The sequence below is a fragment of the Kaistia nematophila genome, from assembly GCF_026343855.1.
GTDB classification, from domain to species: Bacteria; Pseudomonadota; Alphaproteobacteria; order Rhizobiales; family Kaistiaceae; genus Kaistia; species Kaistia nematophila.
On the sequence record NZ_JAPKNK010000006.1, the window covers coordinates 200,914 to 219,989 of the forward strand.

Genomic DNA, 19,076 nt, shown 5'->3' on the forward strand with positions numbered 1-19,076 from the left:
CCGACCATGGAAACGATCCGTATCAACGAAGACCTTATCGAGATCGGCGGCAAGGCGCGTGTCGAGCGCGGGCCGGCCAGGAAGACTGCGGAGGCAACGGAAGCGCTGCTCTCGAACGAAAACACCGCCGCACACTATCAGGTGTCCCAACCCGTTCTGAACGAGGACGGGGAACAGATTGGCTGGTCGCACCGTGACGCTCTCGGCCAGCCCATCCTGCTCGGCCAGCCAATGGCCTATCTCGACTGGCTCGCCGGTCGGAATGTCTTCTACGTCTATCTGCTCGATGCTCGGGGCAAGTGGCAGGAAGACAGTGACCACCCCGATGAGGTTGCGGCAATCGCTCGCGCGACCGAGATCGCCGCCGGCTGACCTGGCCGGCGGCCCATCAATCCAAACTGAAAGGTCTTCACATGCCCTATCTGAACGACCGGGTGCTTGATCTCGGCCTCAACGTGCTCGACGCCGAGGCAGACAAGATCGCCGTCTGCAATGCCGAGCCGGCTACCTTCACGGCCGCCAACGCTACCAATGCGCTCGGTAGCAAGGCCTTCTCCGTAGGCGGTGCCTTCGGCTCTCCGGCGGCTCGCTCTGGTGGGCGCAAGGTGACATCGACCGCAATTTCCGATGGATCGATCACCACGACCGGCACTGCGTCACATTGGGCGGGCCTCGACACCGTCAACAGTCGCCTGCTGGTCGCCCAAGCGCTGACCGCAACACAACCGGTGACGGCCAGCAACGTCTTCACGCTTGGCGCCATGGACGTCTCCCTGCTCGGCCCGGCCTGACCTTCATCCTGCGAGGATAGATGCTCGGATCAGCTCCTCTCGGCTCTGTCCCGCTTGGCCGGCAGGCGCCGGGCAACATCGTCGCGCTCTCAGGCAGCGACGTCGTCTCCGCTAATGCCCAGATCGGCACGGCGGCGCTTGGCCAGGTTCATGCTCTTTCCGGCGCCGCCGTGACCTCTTCGGGGGCCGTCGTCGGAGCGGGCGTCCTTGGGCAAGTCCATGCCCTGACGGGCGCAGGCCTGGTCTCCGCGACGGCGGTCGTCCAAATGGCGGCGCTGGGCCAGGTCCACGTTCTGGCCGGCCAGAGCCTTGCCGGTGTGGTCGCTGAAATCGGACTGGGTTCGCTTGGCGTCGCCGGCGTGGCTCTGCTTGGCCTGTCGGTCGCTACCGCGCCCGCCGAGATCGGCACGGCGGCGCTCGGCCAGATCCACGCCCTGGCCGGGCAGGAGGTACTCTCCGGCGCTGCAGCGATCGGTCTGGGGGCGCTCGGCCAGGTCCATGCCTTGGCGGGCTTGCCCGTCATCGGCGCGCCCGCTGCAATCGATGCAGGATCGCTGGCCGTTCTGGTGCCGCTCGTCGGCCTCGGGCTTGTCGGAGCACCTGCGGAGATCGGCAGCGCCGTTCTCGGCCAGATCCACGCGCTTGGTGGGCAATCCCTCGTCTCCCAGCCGGCCATCGTGGGCGCGTCGGCTCTGGGCCAGATCCATGCCCTGCATGGCAGCGATGTGCAGTCACTGCCAGCCGAGATCTCGCTGGGGTTGATCGGCGGCAGCCTGTTCTTCGTCAAGCGCGGCGGCATCGCGGTGCCGGCCAAGCTCTTCGTCCGCAAGGGCGGCACATGGAAGCCCGTAACGCACGGCTGGATGGGCCGTGGCGGCTCCTGGCGCACCAACTACCAGTAAGGAACAAGATGGCTGTCAAACTGTTCGACCGGGTGCGGATGACCGTCGCGGCCGGCGGAGCGGGCAATCTCACGCTCGGATCTGCCGTGGGCAATGCCGCGACGGGCTACTATCAAACCCTCGCTGCTGCCGGAGCGGTCAATGGCGACCAGTTCGCCTACGTTCTCGAAGAGGGCTCGGCCTTCGAGTGGGGCATCGGCACCTATATTGCCGGTACGACGAGCTTCTCGCGCAGCCTGATCAAGTCGACGACCGGCTCGCTGCTCAATGTCACGACAGCCGCGCAGATGTTCGTGACGCCGCTTGCGCGGCACTTCCCTGTCGGTCCGCAAACGATCTGGATCCCCGCCGGCGCGATGATGCCGCGCGCGACCAGCCCGGCCGGTCGGGGCAAGTACGATTCCGGTTCGAACGACATCAGCCTGTCGACGATGGACTTCGACACGACGACGCAGGAATACGCGCATTTCGCCGTTGCCATGCCGAAGGGCTGGGACGTGGGTACGGTCACTTTCATTCCCTACTGGACCAATACCGGCGGCGCGACGGGCCAGAATGTCGTCTGGTCGCTGGCCGGCCGCGCGCTTGGCAATGCAGACGGCATCAACGGCGTCTTCGGGACCGCGCAGGTGTCGGATGATGCCTGGAACGGCCAGAACTGGCTCTACATCGGCCCGGAGAGCGCGCCCATCGAAATCGGCAACACTCCGGCCGAGAGCGACCTTGTCGTGTTCGAGGTCTCGCGCGTGGTTGCCTCGGACAACATGGCCGGCGACGCGATCCTGATCGGCATCAAGCTGATGATCAGCTTCAACACAGGCAATGACGCATGACCGAAGCCAGTCTGATCGCGCTCGTCTCGCCGCAGGGCGTCATCGCCCGGATCTCGCCGGCGCGTCTCATCGACCCGGATGCCGGCACCAAGCCCGGCTGGCGCTGGCTGCCGATCGTCGAGGAATACGGCGAGCCCTTCGGTGACACTGTCGAGGCCGATCGTGTGCTGCGCCTGGTGCAGGATCCTGCGGCCATTCCGCAGCCGAAGCGCCAGGTGGCGAAGACCCTGGTGGAGGCGCGCGTCGATCGGTATCCGGGCAAGCTGACCGAGATCATGGCGATCCTGATGCAGGATGGTTCGAAGTTCGTCCGCTGGATCTCGCGTGACTATCCCTTCGTCAATTCCGACGATCCCGACACCATTGCCGTGCTCGAGGCGGTTGACCTCGACCCTGACGAGATCCTGGCGCCGGGCGACGACTGATGTATGCGGTCAATCACCTCGAGGGCTTCGGCACCCTTCTGGAGTCCGGCGCCAAGGTAACGTTTCTCGGCTCGGCGACACCGAAGACTTCGGGCGCGACGTCGTTCACCTTCTCATCGCAGTCGTTCGGGCAGACGGTTCCGGCCGGCGCTGTTCTGGTCATGTGCCTGACCTCGGACGCCTCCGGCGCGAACCGCAACTACAATGGCTGCACGGTCAACGGGAATGCGGCCTCGCCCAATGCGGTGAGTCCGAACGGACTGACGATGGTCGGCATCTACCAGTATGTCGCGCCAAGCGACATGTCGTCGGCGACCATCGTCGTCTCGTCCAACGGCACCGCCGGCGGCTGCACGCTCGACATGTTCATGCTCGAGAACCTGCAAAGCACCACGCCGATCGGGACGTTCGTCACCACGGGTACGACGCCGGCCAACTCGGACCCGACGACCACCTTCAGCCCGACTGACACCGGCAACGTCGCGATCGCGGTGGCGCTCAACATCGGAACGGGCGCTATCACCTGGATCGGGCTCGATGTGCAGGCGACGCAGGCCATGAATGTCTTCGCTGCGCATGTCGCCACGGCTGCAATGGGCAACGACCTCGAGACGTTGATCGCGATCACGGCGGACTGTGCCACGCCGAACCGTCCGCGCATGGCGGCGGCCTACTGGCGGTAGGCGCCTAGAGATCCGTGCCGCTCGAAAAGGAGCGGACGGCCCGGAGCGCGCGAACGCTCCGAACTGCGGGACAGGTGGGCACCGAGTCCCCGCAAGACGCCAAAATGCTCAACGTCACGTCCGCCGCTGCTGTGCACAGCCCGTCGAGCGTGATCGATTCGAGTAAACGAACCATGGAAATGGAATTCCGGCCGGTCAGGCCGGTCTCGCCTGTCGCCGGCTATATCGGCGGCAAGCGCAATCTCTCGGCGCGCCTGGTCAAGCTGATCGACGCGATCGACCACATCACCTATGCCGAGCCGTTCGTCGGCATGGGCGGCGTCTTTCTCAAGCGAGAGAGGGCGCCCAAGGCCGAGGTGATCAACGACATCAGCGGCGACGTCGCCGGCTTCTTCCGCGTGCTGCAGCGCCACTACGTCGCCTTTCTGGACATGCTGCGCTTCCAGGTCGCCAGCCGCCGCGAATTTGAGCGGCTGACGGCGACGGACCCGACCACGTTGACGGACCTCGAGCGCGCGGCGCGGTTTCTGTACCTGCAGCGCCTGGCCTTCGGCGGCAAGGTTCGCGGCCGGACCTTCGGTGTCTCCCCGGACATGCCGGCCCGCTTCGACGTCACCAAGCTCGGCCCCATCCTCGAGGCGGTTCACGAGCGTCTCGCCGGCGTCGTGATCGAGTGCCTGCACTACAGCGAGTTTATCGGACGGTATGACCGGCACGGGACGCTGTTCTATCTCGATCCGCCTTATGCCGGATCGGAAGACGACTACGGCAAGGGTGTGTTCGGTCCCGACGATTTCGTGAAGCTGGCGACGCAGCTGCGCACGATCGCCGGCGGCTTCATGTTGTCGATCAACGATACGCCGGAGGTGCGCGCGGCCTTTGACGGCTTCGCGATCGAGGAAGTCGAGACGACCTATACGATCGCTTCCGGCGCGGCCCAGACGGTCGCCGAGCTGATCATCACCAACGAGAAGGGGGTGCCATCACCGCAAGGCGGTATGCCCTTGTTCGAAACCCTCGCTGGCGCCTGAGCCGGCAAAAGAGCGCCCGCGCGGCTTAGCCGGCGGGCGGAGTGCTTCATCTAGCCAGGACCAGACTCTGGGTGCGCGCTCTGGCGCTTTCAATCGATCCCGCTTCACAATTCGGAGAGACGACATGACCCGCGAAGTTACGGCGGCAGGCATCGCCATGATCAAGGGGTTCGAGGGCTTCAAGGCGAAGGCCTACCTCGACACCGGCAACGTCCTGACCATCGGCTACGGCCACACGTCGGACAGCAACTATGTCGTGAAGGCCGGCGCGGTCATCACGGAAGCCAAGGCGGAGGAGCTGCTGCGGCTGGATCTGCGCGAGGCGGAGGAGATCATCAACCGGCTGGTGAAGGTGTCGCTCAACGACAACCAGTTCGCGGCCCTGGTCTCCTTCGTCTTCAACATCGGCGAGAAACAGTTCCGCGGCTCGACCCTGCTGAAGAAGCTGAACAAGGGCGACTACGCCTCGGTCCCGGCCGAGATGGCGAAGTGGGTCAATGACAACGGCAAGAAGATCACCGGCCTGGTGAACCGCCGCAATGCCGAGGGTGGCCTCTGGGTGAAGGGCTCCTTCGTCTCCAGCGCGTCGGTGCCGGCGGCGCCGCCCAAGGCGAACATCCTGACGAAGCCGGAAGTGCTGATGCCGGCCGCGACTGCCGCCGGCACGGTGATCGCGGCGGCCAATGGGCCGGGGCCGATCGCCTATGCCATTGGCGCGGTGATCGTTATCGGCGCCGCCGTGGCCGCCTTCTACTTCATCCGCCTGACCCTGCAGGCGTCGCGGTGATCGCCTGGTTCTTCGCGACGCGCGTCGGCCGCTATGTGGCGGCCATCGGTGCCCTGCTGCTGATCCTGGCCGGCCTCGCGCTGAAGCTGATCGCCGTGGGGCGAGGGCAGGAGCAGGCCAGGCAGGCGGCCGACAAACTCAAGGCCATATCGAAGAGGAGGGCCAGCGATGCCGAGGTGGATCAGCTTGGGGCTGCTGACGTTGGTGGCAGGCTGTCTCGCTGGATGCGGGACGGCAGGTAACTTCTGCGACGTCGCGGCGCCGATCCTGCCGTCCGTCGAGGACAGGCTTACCGAGGGGACGAAGCGGCAGATCCTGAAGCACGACAGCTATGGCGAACAGGCATGCGGGTGGAAGGCACGATGACTGCTGCAGACAAGATTGCCGCGAACACGACGATACTAATCCTGTCGCGGCTTTCCATGGTCGCAACGCCGGGGCTTCTCGCTGCCATCAGCTTTCTGTTCTGGCTCTACCTTAACGGGATTGCTGCCGATGCCAGCGCCGCCGTTGGAACCGCGACCAAGTTGGAGACCCGCGTCACCGTGTTGGAGGGGAACGAAGCCACCGGGCGCGAGGACCGGATCCGGTATCAGGACCAGGTGCTCGCCCAGTTGATCAAGCTCACCGACAAGGTCGACAGCCAAGCCGGGCAGATCGCCGCGCTTACCGCGACGATCGAGGCACTGAAAAGTCTTCCATCCAAGCACTAGCCCCGGCGAGTGCTAGCGGAGGAGCATTGTCCTTATCGTTGAAAGCGTCGCATGAAACCCTTCACTAACTGACGTTTCCTGCCTTCGCCATAAACGGTACGTCTATTCCATAGCGTATTGTAATCGTTGCCCCCTTCGATCCCCAACTCCGATAGACTTGTCCCTCCCTTCTTTCGTGATACTGCCACGAGATTGTCATGAGGGTCGAAAAACGCGAGATTTCCTGTCCTGGATCCGGGGGTAAGTAGCCGCGCCTTGCCAATCCACTGGGATTCCCGGGTTCGATCGCCCGAGTCATTCGCCAGTGCCTTGATCATTGCCTTCCCCAACAGGGCTGGACCCGTTGGGTGAAGCGAGCTGCTGCCGTAGTACTCTAACGAGCAGTTCGCCATGATCGCCGTGATAGCCAACTCCAGCTCTGTCCTGCCAGGTATGGACCAGAGAATTCCATTGGCGGTGGAGGTCCAGTGCTGGCCCGATTGAGGTGCATCTTGAAAGGCGCTGAACTCCGCCCACTCGGGAGGCGCGAATGCGTTCAGGAAGAAGAGCGAGAGATCCGAGTACAAGCCCCCATAGATGTACAGGAGACACAGGCGAGCAAGATCTGCTTTGTATGCAAAGGGCCGGAGCTTGTCGAAGGTTGAGACAACATCACCTCCCAAGGCGTCTAGGTCGGTGCGCAGGCTGTCGTGGCACCAAAGTCGATAAGGCGAGTGGGGATATAGCTGCTTCAGTCTGTCGACATTATCCTGAACGAGAGAGGGGAGGACGGGTGCGCGATTGAAGGGGCGGTTGATCAGTATCTGGTGAACGGGACCAATTCTTGTTCTTGGCATGAGTCGATATTCCGGGATCCGTGGACGCGGCGGTTCAGCCGCACCTTGGCCGGCTTTGTATAACCTATGTCCAGGCTTCGCCACCAAGGCAGGCTGTCATCCAGGCCGCCAACGGAAGCAAGCGGGTGCTTCGTGGGCGCCTCCCTGAGGCATTCCCGCCCGCGTTAGGTTCACTCAGGTTCTCTCTCTGGGCGTCACGTCGAACATCACGCTGATGTGGCGGCGGCCGTGGCGGCCGTCACGCCGCTTTCACCAGCCTGTGATCGGCGCTACCTTGGCGAGCATGATACGGGCCATTACTCGATCAGCGGTCTTCGTCAGCCTAACTGGGTTCTCCCTCCTGTGCTGGTGGGCGATCTGGAAGGCCGCGGTCGACATCCTAGCGGCCTCGTTCTAGCAGGCGACATACTGCCAACCCCAGATCCATGCTACTTTGACGGACATGCCACGAGCGCTCGCCTTTGCACCGATGTATGCAGGCATGATTGCCGCCGCCATCACATGCTGGTGGGTCGCAGGGCTTCTTGCGCTCGACGTCAGCCCTGCGTTCTAGCGGGGACTGTTCCTCTTGCTCGCCGTCCCGGCAGAGTGGGCAAATGCGACGCGGTGGAGGGCCCCGCCGCATCCGAGGAGTCTGGAAGACGACAACAGAAGGACGTAGCCTTCTCCTCCGCTGTTGCAAGGCTGGAGCGGACTGACGAGGCTTCAATGTCGGGATTTCAGATTGACACCGAAACTGTTTCTGCCAATCAGCAGTTCGACATGTGGCACGCCGCCATGGAGACGGTCATTGATGTCGCCCGCGTCGACACGCGGGACGGACCACCAGGCTTTCCGGCAGTCCTGAACGCATGGGACTTCGCTGGTGTCGGTCTCGTTTCCATGCGGATGCCCGGACTCGGCTATGCGCGAAGGTGGACCCAAGTTAGGCAGCCGGCGGTAGATCATTGGTCGCTTATGCTTCCGATCGCAGATGGTTGGCGACAGCCCTACGCACCAAGGACCCTGTATGTGTCCTCTCTTGGAATGCCGTTTTCCGGGCAGGGCAGCGACACCGACGTCATCAGCCTTTTCATTCCTCGCGATGCCGTATCGGTTCAGTTGGCGTCGACCTTGGATAGCATCCATGAGCCGATCGTCGAGTCTGGCTCCGCGGGTCTGCTCATGGATCTGCTTAGTTCGCTCCGGGGGCGCCTGTTCGACGGTCTGTCGATCGACCCGCTAGCGGTCCGCAAGACGCTCCTTGCGTTGATTTCCGCTACCGTGTCGCCTCTCGCCCGACACCCCGAGAACGCCCGAGAGGTGCAGCGTTTTCTGATGAACCAACGCATTCTTCGCGAGATCCGATCTAGCGTCCAAGCCCCGGATCTCGGGATAGATATGCTCTGCAGCACATTCCGTCTCTCCCGGTCCGCACTCTACCGCATCTTTCCCGATCAGGGCGTCGAAGCCGTCATTCAAAAGGAGCGCCTCAATGCGATCGCGGAGGTGTTGGTGACCAACGACCAGGAAAAGATCGGAGCCATCGCTGCTCGCTATGGGTTTTACGACCCTTCAACATTCTCGCGAGCTTTCAAGTCCTGCTTCGGCGTTAGCCCGTCCGAGTACCGCGTGGCGAACCATGCAGGGCCGCGCCATGTTGGCGAGCTGGATAAGTTCCTGGCTGAGCTGGACCGCTGATCCGCTCCCACGCGATGCACGATGGGAGCTTGAAGCGGCAATAGCAATTCTGGCCGCCGGCAGAGGCACACGGCTCACGACCCGTCGGTTAGAATTTCCAGCTTCTCGCTCAGTTCGTCGAGACGCTTTCTCAGGGTCTGGATGTCTATCCACAAAGCCTGCCGGCGCATCTCGAGCGCCGTGGGGTGGGTATCCTCCCCGGTGAGGGGCGAAACCCTCAACCGTTCAACGACCTCTGCCGACAGGCTTCGCCGCCGTCGCGCCGCAGCCATCTCCAGTTCCATCTTCAGGACGACCGGAAGCATAAGTTTGTATTGGCATTTGCGACTCCGACGATGTTGGACAGCCGGAAGAGTACCTCAGTCTGCCACCATTTGCAGAAGCCGAGTGCGGGCGACGCCTTTGATCGAGGCGTCGAGGCAGACGCGCTGAAGTCTGGTCAGTCGTCTGGCGACAGATTGGTGGCATCAGGCAGCCGGTCGTCCCGATCATGGTCAGGGTCCGATGCAGTCGTTTTCCGTTGGAGGGTGCGGGCGGCTTCCTGCAGATCGGCACGAGCTGTTGCGTCGGGAGCCTGCTCCGCCAAGTGGTTGAGCTCGACAATAACGGAGGAGATCTTCTGGGACATTTCAACCTCCCGGTCCCTGCCATCGGCGCCCGAAACCATGCCGACGGTCGCAGCAGCTTACTCTCCCTGGTTGCGCCTTTGCAATTCGGGAGGGCGGTTCATGCCAACAGGTCGACTGCCAAGAGGTCGGCTTCGAACGCCGCTTCGACGAATAGAGCGCGAACATCGTCTGGCGTCGCGTTGCCCTCCAACTCCAGCAGGCAGATCTCCATGGCTTCAATGTGCCGGTCGGTGCCCCGGTATTCGGCCGGCCATAGCTCGGTCAGCCACTTGGCGACGCGGAGCACGTCACTGACAGCGAACTGCTTGCCGTCCGAATTCCAGAGGTAGACCGGTGCGAACTTGTGGTTCATGCCCGGCTAAATAGGGCAAGAATTCGGATAAGCACCGGCCTTCATGAGGGAGACCTGAATTCCCGAGCAAGACGCTGCCCCGCCACGCCGAAGGTGATTCCGTCGCCGCACCCCTGCGGGCCTTTGGCTTCGAGGCGCGCACTCCGAGCTTTGCCAAGCCATCGACGCGCTGCAGCGATAATCTAGAAACGGCGAGGCGAGTTGGGTGCGGGGGCGGCGCAACTATCGCCGTCGGATGGCGTTGATCCGTCGAGTGCGGACCCTTGCGATGCACTCAAGGCGCGCCCGCTGATCATCCTTCCCCCCGCGATGCAGCGGGCGCAGCTTTGTTCAGGCGTCGCTAGTCAATAAACAGGTCCGCGCCAACATCGAGCGCCCATGCGAGCTTCACCTGCGCCTCGGGCGAAAGCTCGCTTCCAGCTTCCGCGCTCCGGATGACGAAAGCTTTGACACCGGATCGGATGGCGAGATCCTCGATCGAGAGCCCTCGCCATTGCCGCACGGCGGTGAGGGGCGAGACGCCGCTTTCAATCAAGGCGATCACTGCCTCGGGCAGATCTTCGTCACCGTCCGGGCCATGCTCCAGGTTCCTTGGTGTCCGCATACGGGGCCTCCTGCCAGCCAACGCGGCTTAGGACGGATGGATGCATATATTCGTCCCTTATCATGTATGCGACATGCCCGGGCTCCGAGGGGAGCGTCACCTCCACCCGAACGGCATGTTTGGCGGTGTCCTCGGAACGACCTTGGCGCTGAGAACTTGTCCTATCGGGGGAAGCGCAAGAGAGGAGTTTGAACAATGCCCGACAACGAAAAGCGTGGCGGCGCCGGAAACTTCGCGAACGGCCCGAAGAAGGCCTCCGAGGCCGGACGCAAGGGCGGCGAGCATAGTCATGGTGGCCAGAAGCAGCACGAGCAGAGCCAGCATGGCGGCAGCCGTCAGCAGGGCGGTGCCGACCACAACAAGGATCGCCCCGGCCGCCAGAACGACCAGCGATAAGTTGCGAGAGGCCCGCCGTCCGGCGGGCCTCTGTCGGTTCGGGGGGAGGGGATGTCTGGACTGCCTTCTGATCCACGTCTCAATGCCGAGTTTTCGCCAAATCCCCGCATCCATCCTTTGCGTTCCGGCAGAGCGCCTTGGTCGGATGAACGGCCTCCGTTACCCATTCTCGAACTAAGAGGTGGCGCCGGCTGCGATGTCGTTATCGTCGGCGCCGGCATCACGGGGGCATTCGCAGCGGAGGCGCTGACGCGTCAGGGGAAATCCGTCCTGATGGTGGATCGATCCTTTCCGGGGCGCGGAAGTACGGCGGCAAGCACCGCGATGTTGCTCTGGGAGATCGACACATCCCTTGTGGAACTGGCAGAGCGCTACGGATTTACCAAGGCCTCCATGCTTTACGGTCGCTGCCTTGCGGCCTTGCGCGAACTCGGTGAGCTTGTGTCGGGGCTTGCCATCGACTGCAATTTTGCGGCGAGGCCGTCACTCTACCTGGCCGAGTCCGACGCCCAACCCGACAGCCTGGCGGCGGAACAGGAGGCGAGACTCCGGGCGAATCTTCCTAGTACCCATCTATCCATGGCCGAGTTGCAGCAATCCTTTGGCATGAGCCGACCGGCCGCGCTGGTCGTCTCAGGTGCGGCCGAAGCTGATCCTGTTCGCCTGGCGAACGGACTGCTGCACCGTTCATTCGAGCGTGGGGCCCGACTGGTAGCCGACGCCGTCGTCGACTACCAATTCGCCCAGAACGGTGCCGCGGCAGTGCTCGCATCCGGCGCGGTGATTGAGGCCCGACATATCGTGCTCGCGACGGGCTATGACATGCCGTCCTTTGTTCCCTCCGACCTGCACCGGATAGTCTCCACCTGGTGTATTGCTACCCTTCCGCAGGCAGAGGCCCGTCTCTGGCCGCACCGTGCTTTGGTATGGGAGGCGGCGGACCCCTATCTCTATGCCCGGTTTGATAGTCAGGACCGGCTGTTGATCGGTGGCGAGGACGCCGCAATTTCTGTTGCGGACGCGCGGGAATCCTTGATGCCGGAGAAAGCTGCCCGGCTCGTCCAGCGCATGCGCGGCCTGCAGCCGCAGCTGGAGTTCGACGTCAGCCATTCTTGGTCGGCCGCGTTTGGCGAAACCGCCGACGGGTTGCCACTTATAGGCCGGGTTCCTCGGGCGCCCCAGGCTATCGCCGCCTATGGCTACGGCGGCAACGGGATCACGTTCAGCTATATTGCCTCGCGCATGATCGCTGCGATCGTCGCCGGCGAGGAACGACAGTGGTTCAGTGATTTCGCGCTGGACCGATGAACTAGGAGCGGCGGAGCTAAGTACCAGTGCTGAGTGCTAGTAGCCTCCGACGATCGGAAGGATCTCGCCGGTGATGTAGCTCGAGCATTGGGGCGACGCCAGGAAGACATAGGCCGGAGCAATCTCCTCCGGCTGCGCGGGGCGTTTCATCGGCGTGTCGGCTCCGAACTGCGCCACGTCCTCGGCGCTCTTCTCCGACGGGTTGAGCGGAGTCCATACCGGGCCTGGTGCGACCGCATTCACCCGGATCCCCTTTGAAATCAGGTTCGCGGACAGCGCCCGCGTGAAAGCATGGATGCCGCCCTTCGTCATGGAATAGTCGACCAGGTTCTTGGAGCCCGTAAGTCCGGTGACCGAACCGGTATTGACGATGGCCGAGCCGGGCTGCATGTGCGCAGCCGCTTCCTGGGCCATATGGAAATAGCCGTAGAGATTGGTCTTTAGCGTCGCATCGAAGTGATCTTCCGTCAGGTCGGAAAAGGCGTCGGAATGCACCTGGAACGCCGCGTTGTTGACGAGAACATCAAGGCGGCCGAATTCCTTCAGGGTCTTTGCAACGGCGCCGTGGCAATCCTCTCGTCGGCTGACGTCGCCGGATATCAGGACGCAGCGCCGCCCCTCTGCCTCGACGGCAGATTTCGTCTCTTCGGCATCGTCATGTTCCGTGAGGTAGAAGATCGCGACGTCAGCCCCCTCGCGGGCAAAAAGAACCGCAACGGCCCGGCCGATGCCGGAATCGCCGCCCGTGATCAGCGCAACCTTGGAATCGAGCTTTCCCGATCCCTCCCAGAAGGGTGCCTCATACATCGGGGCCGGCTCGAGTTCGCTCTCATGTCCAGGCTTTGGGTGGCGCTGCTTAGGGAAGGGGGGAGCAGGATAGGCACGCGCGCCGGCCTGCATGGCCTCGACGCGTCGTGGCGAAGCGGAGGCGTCGTTGCTGTCGACCTGTCGCTGGATCCGGCGCTGCCTCTCCGCAGCCTTGTTCGCCGAGTTCATCGTTCCCTCCCTTCTATAGAGTTGTTTGAAAGCATCAGTTTCGCGGCCAGCGTTCCAGCAGCGCATCCGTCGACAGAACCTGCACCTGGCGGTAGAAGCGCGTCCGGTAAAGGGTGACGACTGCGTCATGCGAGGCGTCTGTCGAGCTGCAGATCGCGTCGGAGATCACAAAGACCGGATATCCGAGATCGACCGCATCAAGCACCGTTGCGAGTACGCAGACATCGGTTTCGGCGCCGGTGATGATGAGTCCATCGGCCTTCCGCGTCATTAGGATGCGGCGCAGATCGGACCCAAGGAATGCGGAATAGACGGGCTTGTCGACGACAAGCGCTGGCGGCACGAGCGCAGCCAAAGGTGGCAACAGCTGAAGCGAAACCGGTTTCAGCTGTTGCCGGGTCGCATGAGCATGGACGTCGTAGTAATGCCGCCAGGTGCCCCGGGCGTTCTCGGCAGTACGAGGCGGGATGAGGCGGGTGAAGACGGCCCTCTCGGGTCTGAACTCCGCGATGCGTAGAATGTTCGGAAGAGCAGCCTCCAGCCAGGGTGTCGGCCATGGTCCATCCGCCGCAAACAGGCCCTGCATGTCGATGCAGAGATGAACGGTCCGCTCGGTCGGTTGCCACGGAAACGACGATGACTTGATTTCGTCCACAGCGGCCGTCCATCTCCTGAGCCCCAGAGGACGGTCCTGACTATCCGGGATAGTACCAGGGCCGTGCCCGGATGCGGGGCGGTTTGCGATAGCGCAGCCGCGTTCCCAGCAGGGTACGCAGCAGGCGCCAGCGAGCCATTTTCACGCCGCGCGAGCGTTGACGCCGCCTTCTGCCAGCGCTGAGAGCTTCTTGTCGGCTGCGCCTTCTTCATCCAGGTTTTGCTGCAGCAGCGCCGCACAATCGTCACGGCCGAGCTGCTTTGCCCAGGCGACGAGAGTGCCGTAGCGGGCCATTTCGTAGTGCTCGACCGCCTGGCCAGACGCAATCAGCGCCGCATCGAGAACGGCCGAATCGTCGACGTCGCCGGCGACATCGTCCGCTTCCTCGATGATGCCGTCGATCGCCGGGCAGTCGACGCCCTTCACCTGGACACCGTGAAGCTCGAACACCTCCTCGAGGCGGTTCACGTGTTCCTTGGTCTCGGCAAGATGATTGCGGAAAGCCTCGGCAAGCGGCGCCGAATTGGCCTTCTCTGCCATCTTGGGAAGGGCCTTCAGGATCTGATTTTCGGCGTAGTAGATGTCCCGAAGCTGGTGCACGAACAATTCGTCCAGGCTCGTGATGTCTTTCGAAAACAGGCTCATGACAGTTTCCTCCTCGGTTTCGTACCGGGCTGCTGATGCTTGGTTCGATCTGGCAATGACGGCTCCAGCCGCCCCTTCCTCCGACCGCGGTCAGCTACGCCTGGCGGTCCGGGGATGAAGCTGTTTCAACTGTCGCCACGGCCCATGGTTCCGCGTCCCATGAAATTCGCAGAAGCGCTGTCCGCAGCGCCGCCGGCTTTGGGCCGGGCTCTCCGCAAGGGTGCAATGTTCGGGAACTTCGTGCCTTCGCGGGGATTGGTCTTCGTCGCCTGCGCTCAAGATGGAGCGCCTTTGGAGGAGACTTCCATGAAAGCCATAGCCTTAGCCGGGCTGGTCTCGGCCGCCCTTTGTCTGCCCGCGATCGCGGAGGATGCGACGACCCCCGCTGTATCGACCCAGGGATCCACAAACCCGAAGGCCCCGGTCCCCGGCGCCAATAGTTTCACCGAAGAACAGGCGCGAGCTCGCATCGTTGATGCCGGATTTACCGCTGTGTCAGGCCTCTCCAAGGACGACAACGGCATCTGGCGCGGCAAGGCGACCAAGGATGGCGCAACCGTCGATGTCCAGGTCGATTTTCAGGGCAACGTCACCAGCAAGTAGCGATGGGAGCATACAAAATGACGACTACAGTTTCCGGCCTGTTTGATAGTCGTGCCGAGGCCGCGGCCGCCGTCAACCAGCTCCAGGCCTTTGGCGTCGCAGGGGACGACATCAGCGTGGTTGCATCGGGCCAGAACGGCGAGATCGAAGATTCGCACGTGGGAGCCGATGCGGGCGCCGGCGCCGGCCTGGGCGCCGCGGTCGGAGGTTTGGGCGGACTTCTGACGGGGCTCGGCCTGATGGCCATCCCCGGCGTCGGGCCAGTCGTGGCGGCAGGCTGGCTCGTTTCGACGGCTGCGGGCGCTGCCGCCGGAGCGGTCGTGGGCGGCGCTGCAGGCGGTATCGTTGGCGCGATGACCAGCTCGGGCATTCCCGAAAGGGACGCAAACGTCTATGCCGAGGGTGTCCGGCGCGGCGGGACCTTGGTCACCGCGCGTGTCGAGGACGCGGACGTCGGAGCCGCGACAACGATCCTCCAGCGCGGCTCTGTCGACCTCGACCTGCGTCGAGCCGACTACGAGCGGGGAGGCTGGACGCGCTTTGATCCCAACGCGCCTCCTTCCGCTTTTCGGCGAGAGGATGAGATCTAGGCATTCCCTGCGGGGCAGGCCGTTGCGGATGTTCCTACCCCACGGCTTGATCTCGGTTTCGCGCTCGCGCCGCCTTTGTGGCGCGAGCTGAGGCTTCCAGGTAGGCGGCCATGAGCCTTGGCGAGCAATTGAAGCGGCTGGGTCCCGGTCTCATTACCGGTGCGGCAGACGACGACCCCAGCGGCATTGCGACATACTCCCAGGCAGGGGCCCAATTCGGGCCCACGCTCCTTTGGACGCTGGTCTTCTCGTACCCCTTCATGGTCGCTGTTCAGATGCTGAGCGCCCGCATCGGGCGTGTCACCGGCAGGGGGCTCATCCATAGTCTGGGAGCAACGCTGCCCCGCTGGGTGGTCTTGGGTCTGGCGGCGCTGTTGTTCGTGGCAAACACGATCAATGTCGGTGCGGATCTGGCGGCGATGGGGGAGGCCGCTGCGCTCTTGGCCGGACGGGCCCAACTCGCCTTCACCGTTGCCTTTGCACTGGCGTCGCTGATCCTCCAGCTTTGGATTCCCTACCATCGATACGCCGACTATCTGAGGTGGTTGACGCTCGTCCTTTTGTCCTATGTCGCGCTTCTCTTCATGGTCAAGATCGACTGGGCGACGGTGGCTATCGGAATGTTGGTGCCGCGGTTGAGCAGCCGGGATGCCACTACGACGATAGTCGCCATATTCGGCACGACGATCAGTCCTTACCTCTTTGTCTGGCAGGCCTCCCAGGAGGTCGAGGAGATCCACCGGGTCCCCGAGCGGAAGCCGCTGAAGCAAGCCCCATCTCAGGGCGAGGACGCGCTTGTCCGAATTCGCTGGGATGCCTTTGTCGGCATGGCTGTCTCGAACATCGTCGGGCTCGCAATCATGCTGGGAACGGCGGCAACGTTGCACGCGGCTGGCCAGGTGAACATCGCAAGCGCGGCGGACGCCGCGAAGGCGCTGCAGCCAGTTGCTGGCAATTTAGCCTTCGCCATTTTCAGCTTGGGAATCATTGGAACAGGGATGCTTGCCGTCCCGGTGTTGGCCGGGTCGTCGGCCTATGCGATCTGCGAGATCGGCGGATGGAGAGCGAGCCTTGAGCATCGCCCAATGCGGGCCAAGGCCTTTTACGCAGTGATCGCACTAGGGGTGGTACTCGGGCTCTCGATCGAGTGGACGCCGCTCAGTCCCATCAAGGCGCTCTTCTGGAGTGCGGTCGTGAACGGAATAGTGGCGGTTCCGGTTCTCGCTGGAATGATGGTCGCCGTCTCAAGGCGTTCTGTCATGGCGGACTATACCGCCCCGTTGGCGCTTAAGGTTCTGGGGTGGCTGACTACATTCCTGATGGGCGCAACGGCGTTGGCGATGGTCATTTTCTGACCTTCGCAGCTCCAGGAGCTCGTGAGAACTCTGCTGCGCTGATGGGCGCTGGCGGTGAGATTTGCACTCAGGCGCGCCTTCAATATTGGCTCTCACGAAAGCATCCATTCGCAACCGCCCCGGGCCCGACGCGTTGGCTTGTCGAGGGCCTAGTTGATGGCGCTCAGGGGCCCGCCCGCCGCAAGGTCTGCTCAGAGACGCGGCGTGCGCGGCCCTATTGCTTTCTCCCTGATTGCACACTCCTCGCGATTGAGAGGTTGGGTTTCATGAGCCGCAAAGAAGATATCACGATCCGCCTGGCGCTGGCTGCCGTAGACCCGGAATGGCTGCCGCTGCGATGGAGAAGAGGGTCTGACTTCGCGCCTCGGGGCGGGTTGCATCAAATGTCTTCAATAGATCCTCACGGAAAGCTCGCTCTGGCGCCGCTTCTTTTGGAGACGAGCTTGGCTATCTGGACAGCCATTCCCTCAGTCCCCATACCAGGAACACGCAGAATAGCGCAGCCCAGAGGACCCAGACCAAGCTTTTGAGGTCGGCGATCTTGGCGTCCCGTTGGGCCAGCTCTTCTTCGAGATGGGCAATCCGTGGATGAACAGGACCTCCATGCGAGTGGTCCCGTCTCTCGTCTCCATCAAGTGCCCGTTTCATCAGGCTATAGAGAGAGTCATCTTCCGACATTGCGCGCTCACAACGCGGCTCCCTTCATGAGAGTCAAGGCAGTTTTGAATGAATGGTCAGGGAACACAATAGTCCGGAACGGAATGGCACGGTACTCTAGTGCCGATATCATCAGCTTTTTTCGCATGCTACCTTTGCGAGCATGTTTAGATCGTTTGCCTACGCGATGATGTATGTCGGTCTGGTTGCGGCCACGATCGGATGTTGCTTGGCTGTCGGACTTCTGGCTCTCGACGTCAGCCAGGCGTTCTAGACAAGACCGCTGCTAGCGATCGTCCCCGTCGCCGAAGGGGTTTATCTCTCCACGCATCAGGCATTTCAACTCCCATGCCGTTTCCCTGCACCGTCGGCAGAGTGGCTGGCAGGGCTCGCGTTTGATGTTGTGGCGCATGCACATGATGGCCGCGATCTCATCCCGTCTGGGGTTGGCCAGATACGCGCGCAGGGCCTGCAACAAGAGGGCCGCGGTCGCCGGTGTGAGCCGCACCTCCTTCTGCTGGCTGACCCTCTGTTCCAGCCGCGATAGGACCGCCCAAGGCGAGAGGGGGCGACCAATGCTCATGGCTCATCGGGTAGTCGGCCGCGCACATAGCCGAACGAGATCCTCGCGGCGCGGCTATCTGCTGTGAGCAAGAGCGTCTCGATCACAGCGCGGGCGTCGCCATTGTGGGCGGCGAGCAGGCTATCGACCCGCTCGTCGAGCGCGGTCTGCTCGGCATCGATGGTCTTGGCGGCATGCGCCATGGTGGTCACCTCTGGGTTTATGTTCCTATTTTGTTCTCATGCGAGAGAGAGTCAATCTGCCTCTGGTTGAAGGCGGCCGATCTCCCCGATAGGCTCGCCCCATGTGCAACCTTTACTCGATGACCCGAACGCAGGATGCCATTCGCGCCTTCGCCAAAGCGCTGCGCGACTACGCCGGCAATGTGCCGCCGTTGCCCGGCATCTTCCCCGACTATGCCGCGCCGATCGTGCGCACCAGTGCCGACGGTGTCCGCGAGCTGGCAACGGCCCGGTGGGGCATGCCGACCTCGCAATTCGCCTTGATGGAGGCGACCAAGAAGCGGGCAGCCAAGCTAGAGGCGAAGGGGCAGACGGTCGACTTCAAGGAGTTGCTGCGGATGGAGCCGGACTCCGGCACCACCAATATCCGCAACATCGGCAGCAAGCACTGGCAGCGCTGGCTTGGGGTCGAGAACCGATGCCTGGTGCCGTTCACGTCCTTCTCGGAATTCAACCGCGACGCCGGCGGCGACATCTGGTTCGCCCTTTCCGAGGATCGGCCGCTCGCCTTCTTCGCCGGTATATGGACCAACTGGACCAGCGTGCGGAAGGTGAGGGAAGGGGAAACGACGAACGACCTGTTCGGCTTCCTGACAACGGAGCCGAACGCCGAGGTGAAGGCGATCCACCCGAAGGCGATGCCGGTCATCCTGCGGACCGAGGCCGAGATTGAGCGCTGGATGACGGCGCCGGCGAACGAGGTGCCGGAGATGCAGCGACCGCTGCCGGATGGCGCGCTCCAGGTCGTCGCCCGCGGGACGAAGCAGGATGGATAGCGCCGCCTGGCCGGGAGCTTTGACG

Annotated in this window: 26 protein-coding genes; 17 read left to right on the top strand and 9 right to left on the bottom strand. The window is 63.1% G+C overall.

The features are described from left to right. Nucleotides 1-6: 6 nt before the first annotated feature. The 10 genes from OSH07_RS15575 to OSH07_RS15620 all read left to right on the top strand — a co-directional run bounded on the left by OSH07_RS15575 (nucleotide 7) and on the right by OSH07_RS15620 (nucleotide 6,165). Complete coding sequence (locus OSH07_RS15575) at nucleotides 7-372, top strand: hypothetical protein (protein WP_266339589.1); 366 nt, start codon at nucleotides 7-9, stop codon at nucleotides 370-372. Nucleotides 373-413: 41 nt separating this feature from the next. Further along, a complete protein-coding gene (locus OSH07_RS15580) occupies nucleotides 414-791 on the top strand; it encodes a hypothetical protein (protein WP_266339590.1) in 378 nt (125 codons plus the stop codon). Nucleotides 792-811: 20 nt separating this feature from the next. Further along, a complete protein-coding gene (locus OSH07_RS15585; protein WP_266339591.1) occupies nucleotides 812-1,693 on the top strand; it encodes a hypothetical protein in 882 nt (293 codons plus the stop codon). After that, on the top strand, nucleotides 1,630-2,526 hold the full coding sequence (locus tag OSH07_RS15590) for a hypothetical protein (protein ID WP_266339592.1): 897 nt from the start codon (nucleotides 1,630-1,632) through the stop codon (nucleotides 2,524-2,526). Before OSH07_RS15585 ends, OSH07_RS15590 begins: the two co-directional genes overlap by 64 nt. Further along, nucleotides 2,523-2,951: a hypothetical protein gene (locus tag OSH07_RS15595; RefSeq protein WP_266339593.1), complete on the top strand. Its 429-nt coding sequence runs from the start codon at nucleotides 2,523-2,525 to the stop codon at nucleotides 2,949-2,951. The genes OSH07_RS15590 and OSH07_RS15595 overlap by 4 nt, the downstream gene beginning before the upstream one ends. Then, on the top strand, nucleotides 2,951-3,634 hold the full coding sequence (locus OSH07_RS15600) for a hypothetical protein (RefSeq protein ID WP_266339594.1): 684 nt from the start codon (nucleotides 2,951-2,953) through the stop codon (nucleotides 3,632-3,634). Before OSH07_RS15595 ends, OSH07_RS15600 begins: the two co-directional genes overlap by 1 nt. Before the next feature lie 179 nt (nucleotides 3,635-3,813). After that, a complete protein-coding gene (locus OSH07_RS15605) occupies nucleotides 3,814-4,665 on the top strand; it encodes a DNA adenine methylase (protein WP_420909642.1) in 852 nt (283 codons plus the stop codon). Between the two features lie 124 nt (nucleotides 4,666-4,789). After that, nucleotides 4,790-5,452, top strand: coding sequence for a lysozyme (locus OSH07_RS15610; protein WP_266339596.1), 663 nt, complete (start codon nucleotides 4,790-4,792; stop codon nucleotides 5,450-5,452). Next, nucleotides 5,449-5,694, top strand: coding sequence for a hypothetical protein (locus OSH07_RS15615; RefSeq protein ID WP_266339597.1), 246 nt, complete (start codon nucleotides 5,449-5,451; stop codon nucleotides 5,692-5,694). Before OSH07_RS15610 ends, OSH07_RS15615 begins: the two co-directional genes overlap by 4 nt. A gap of 120 nt (nucleotides 5,695-5,814) precedes the next feature. Further along, complete coding sequence (locus OSH07_RS15620; RefSeq protein ID WP_266339598.1) at nucleotides 5,815-6,165, top strand: hypothetical protein; 351 nt, start codon at nucleotides 5,815-5,817, stop codon at nucleotides 6,163-6,165. Nucleotides 6,166-6,197: 32 nt separating this feature from the next. On the opposite strand, the gene OSH07_RS24530 is transcribed toward OSH07_RS15620, so the two are convergent. Next, complete coding sequence (locus tag OSH07_RS24530) at nucleotides 6,198-7,001, bottom strand: glycosyltransferase family 32 protein (RefSeq protein ID WP_420909638.1); 804 nt, start codon at nucleotides 6,999-7,001, stop codon at nucleotides 6,198-6,200. 708 nt (nucleotides 7,002-7,709) lie between these two features. Here OSH07_RS24530 and OSH07_RS15625 point away from each other — a divergent pair. After that, nucleotides 7,710-8,681: a helix-turn-helix domain-containing protein gene (locus OSH07_RS15625; RefSeq protein ID WP_266339599.1), complete on the top strand. Its 972-nt coding sequence runs from the start codon at nucleotides 7,710-7,712 to the stop codon at nucleotides 8,679-8,681. Between the two features lie 74 nt (nucleotides 8,682-8,755). Here OSH07_RS15625 and OSH07_RS15630 read toward each other — a convergent pair whose 3' ends face one another. The 4 genes from OSH07_RS15630 to OSH07_RS15645 all read right to left on the bottom strand — a co-directional run bounded on the left by OSH07_RS15630 (nucleotide 8,756) and on the right by OSH07_RS15645 (nucleotide 10,266). Continuing rightward, complete coding sequence (locus tag OSH07_RS15630) at nucleotides 8,756-8,965, bottom strand: hypothetical protein (RefSeq protein WP_266339600.1); 210 nt, start codon at nucleotides 8,963-8,965, stop codon at nucleotides 8,756-8,758. Nucleotides 8,966-9,120: 155 nt separating this feature from the next. After that, nucleotides 9,121-9,309 carry a hypothetical protein gene (locus OSH07_RS15635; RefSeq protein WP_266339601.1) on the bottom strand — a complete coding sequence of 63 codons (189 nt, stop codon included), beginning with the start codon at nucleotides 9,307-9,309 and terminating at the stop codon, nucleotides 9,121-9,123. A 98-nt stretch (nucleotides 9,310-9,407) separates the two neighbouring features. Then, nucleotides 9,408-9,662, bottom strand: coding sequence for a DUF982 domain-containing protein (locus OSH07_RS15640; RefSeq protein ID WP_266339602.1), 255 nt, complete (start codon nucleotides 9,660-9,662; stop codon nucleotides 9,408-9,410). Between the two features lie 340 nt (nucleotides 9,663-10,002). Further along, nucleotides 10,003-10,266 carry a helix-turn-helix domain-containing protein gene (locus tag OSH07_RS15645; RefSeq protein ID WP_266339603.1) on the bottom strand — a complete coding sequence of 88 codons (264 nt, stop codon included), beginning with the start codon at nucleotides 10,264-10,266 and terminating at the stop codon, nucleotides 10,003-10,005. A gap of 195 nt (nucleotides 10,267-10,461) precedes the next feature. On the opposite strand from OSH07_RS15645, the gene OSH07_RS24460 reads away from it, so the two are divergent. Together OSH07_RS24460 and OSH07_RS15655 are read left to right on the top strand one after the other, a co-directional pair. Continuing rightward, nucleotides 10,462-10,662 carry a KGG domain-containing protein gene (locus OSH07_RS24460; protein WP_338149886.1) on the top strand — a complete coding sequence of 67 codons (201 nt, stop codon included), beginning with the start codon at nucleotides 10,462-10,464 and terminating at the stop codon, nucleotides 10,660-10,662. Nucleotides 10,663-10,713: 51 nt separating this feature from the next. Beyond that, nucleotides 10,714-11,970, top strand: a complete 1,257-nt coding sequence (locus tag OSH07_RS15655) for an NAD(P)/FAD-dependent oxidoreductase (RefSeq protein ID WP_266339604.1) — start codon at nucleotides 10,714-10,716, stop codon at nucleotides 11,968-11,970. Nucleotides 11,971-12,006: 36 nt separating this feature from the next. Here OSH07_RS15655 and OSH07_RS15660 read toward each other — a convergent pair whose 3' ends face one another. The 3 genes from OSH07_RS15660 to OSH07_RS15670 form a co-directional block, all read right to left on the bottom strand. Continuing rightward, the gene (locus OSH07_RS15660) at nucleotides 12,007-12,966 is read right to left on the bottom strand and encodes an SDR family oxidoreductase (RefSeq protein WP_266339605.1); all 960 of its coding nucleotides are present in this window, start codon (nucleotides 12,964-12,966) and stop codon (nucleotides 12,007-12,009) included. A 34-nt stretch (nucleotides 12,967-13,000) separates the two neighbouring features. Then, complete coding sequence (locus OSH07_RS15665) at nucleotides 13,001-13,621, bottom strand: cysteine hydrolase family protein (protein WP_266339606.1); 621 nt, start codon at nucleotides 13,619-13,621, stop codon at nucleotides 13,001-13,003. Nucleotides 13,622-13,762: 141 nt separating this feature from the next. Beyond that, nucleotides 13,763-14,266 carry a YciE/YciF ferroxidase family protein gene (locus tag OSH07_RS15670; RefSeq protein WP_266339607.1) on the bottom strand — a complete coding sequence of 168 codons (504 nt, stop codon included), beginning with the start codon at nucleotides 14,264-14,266 and terminating at the stop codon, nucleotides 13,763-13,765. Between the two features lie 306 nt (nucleotides 14,267-14,572). Between OSH07_RS15670 and OSH07_RS15675 the strand changes: the two genes are divergently transcribed. From OSH07_RS15675 to OSH07_RS15685, 3 genes are all read left to right on the top strand, one after another. Beyond that, nucleotides 14,573-14,869, top strand: a complete 297-nt coding sequence (locus OSH07_RS15675; RefSeq protein WP_266339608.1) for a PepSY domain-containing protein — start codon at nucleotides 14,573-14,575, stop codon at nucleotides 14,867-14,869. A 17-nt stretch (nucleotides 14,870-14,886) separates the two neighbouring features. Further along, nucleotides 14,887-15,459, top strand: coding sequence for a general stress protein (locus OSH07_RS15680; protein WP_266339609.1), 573 nt, complete (start codon nucleotides 14,887-14,889; stop codon nucleotides 15,457-15,459). A gap of 110 nt (nucleotides 15,460-15,569) precedes the next feature. After that, nucleotides 15,570-16,814 (top strand): NRAMP family divalent metal transporter, encoded by a 1,245-nt coding sequence (locus tag OSH07_RS15685; RefSeq protein ID WP_266339610.1) that lies wholly within the window; start codon nucleotides 15,570-15,572, stop codon nucleotides 16,812-16,814. Nucleotides 16,815-18,050: 1,236 nt separating this feature from the next. Here OSH07_RS15685 and OSH07_RS15690 read toward each other — a convergent pair. Then, a complete protein-coding gene (locus OSH07_RS15690) occupies nucleotides 18,051-18,236 on the bottom strand; it encodes a hypothetical protein (RefSeq protein ID WP_266339611.1) in 186 nt (61 codons plus the stop codon). A 101-nt stretch (nucleotides 18,237-18,337) separates the two neighbouring features. On the opposite strand from OSH07_RS15690, the gene OSH07_RS15695 reads away from it, so the two are divergent. Beyond that, a complete protein-coding gene (locus OSH07_RS15695) occupies nucleotides 18,338-19,051 on the top strand; it encodes an SOS response-associated peptidase (RefSeq protein ID WP_266339612.1) in 714 nt (237 codons plus the stop codon). Nucleotides 19,052-19,076 lie beyond the last annotated feature (25 nt).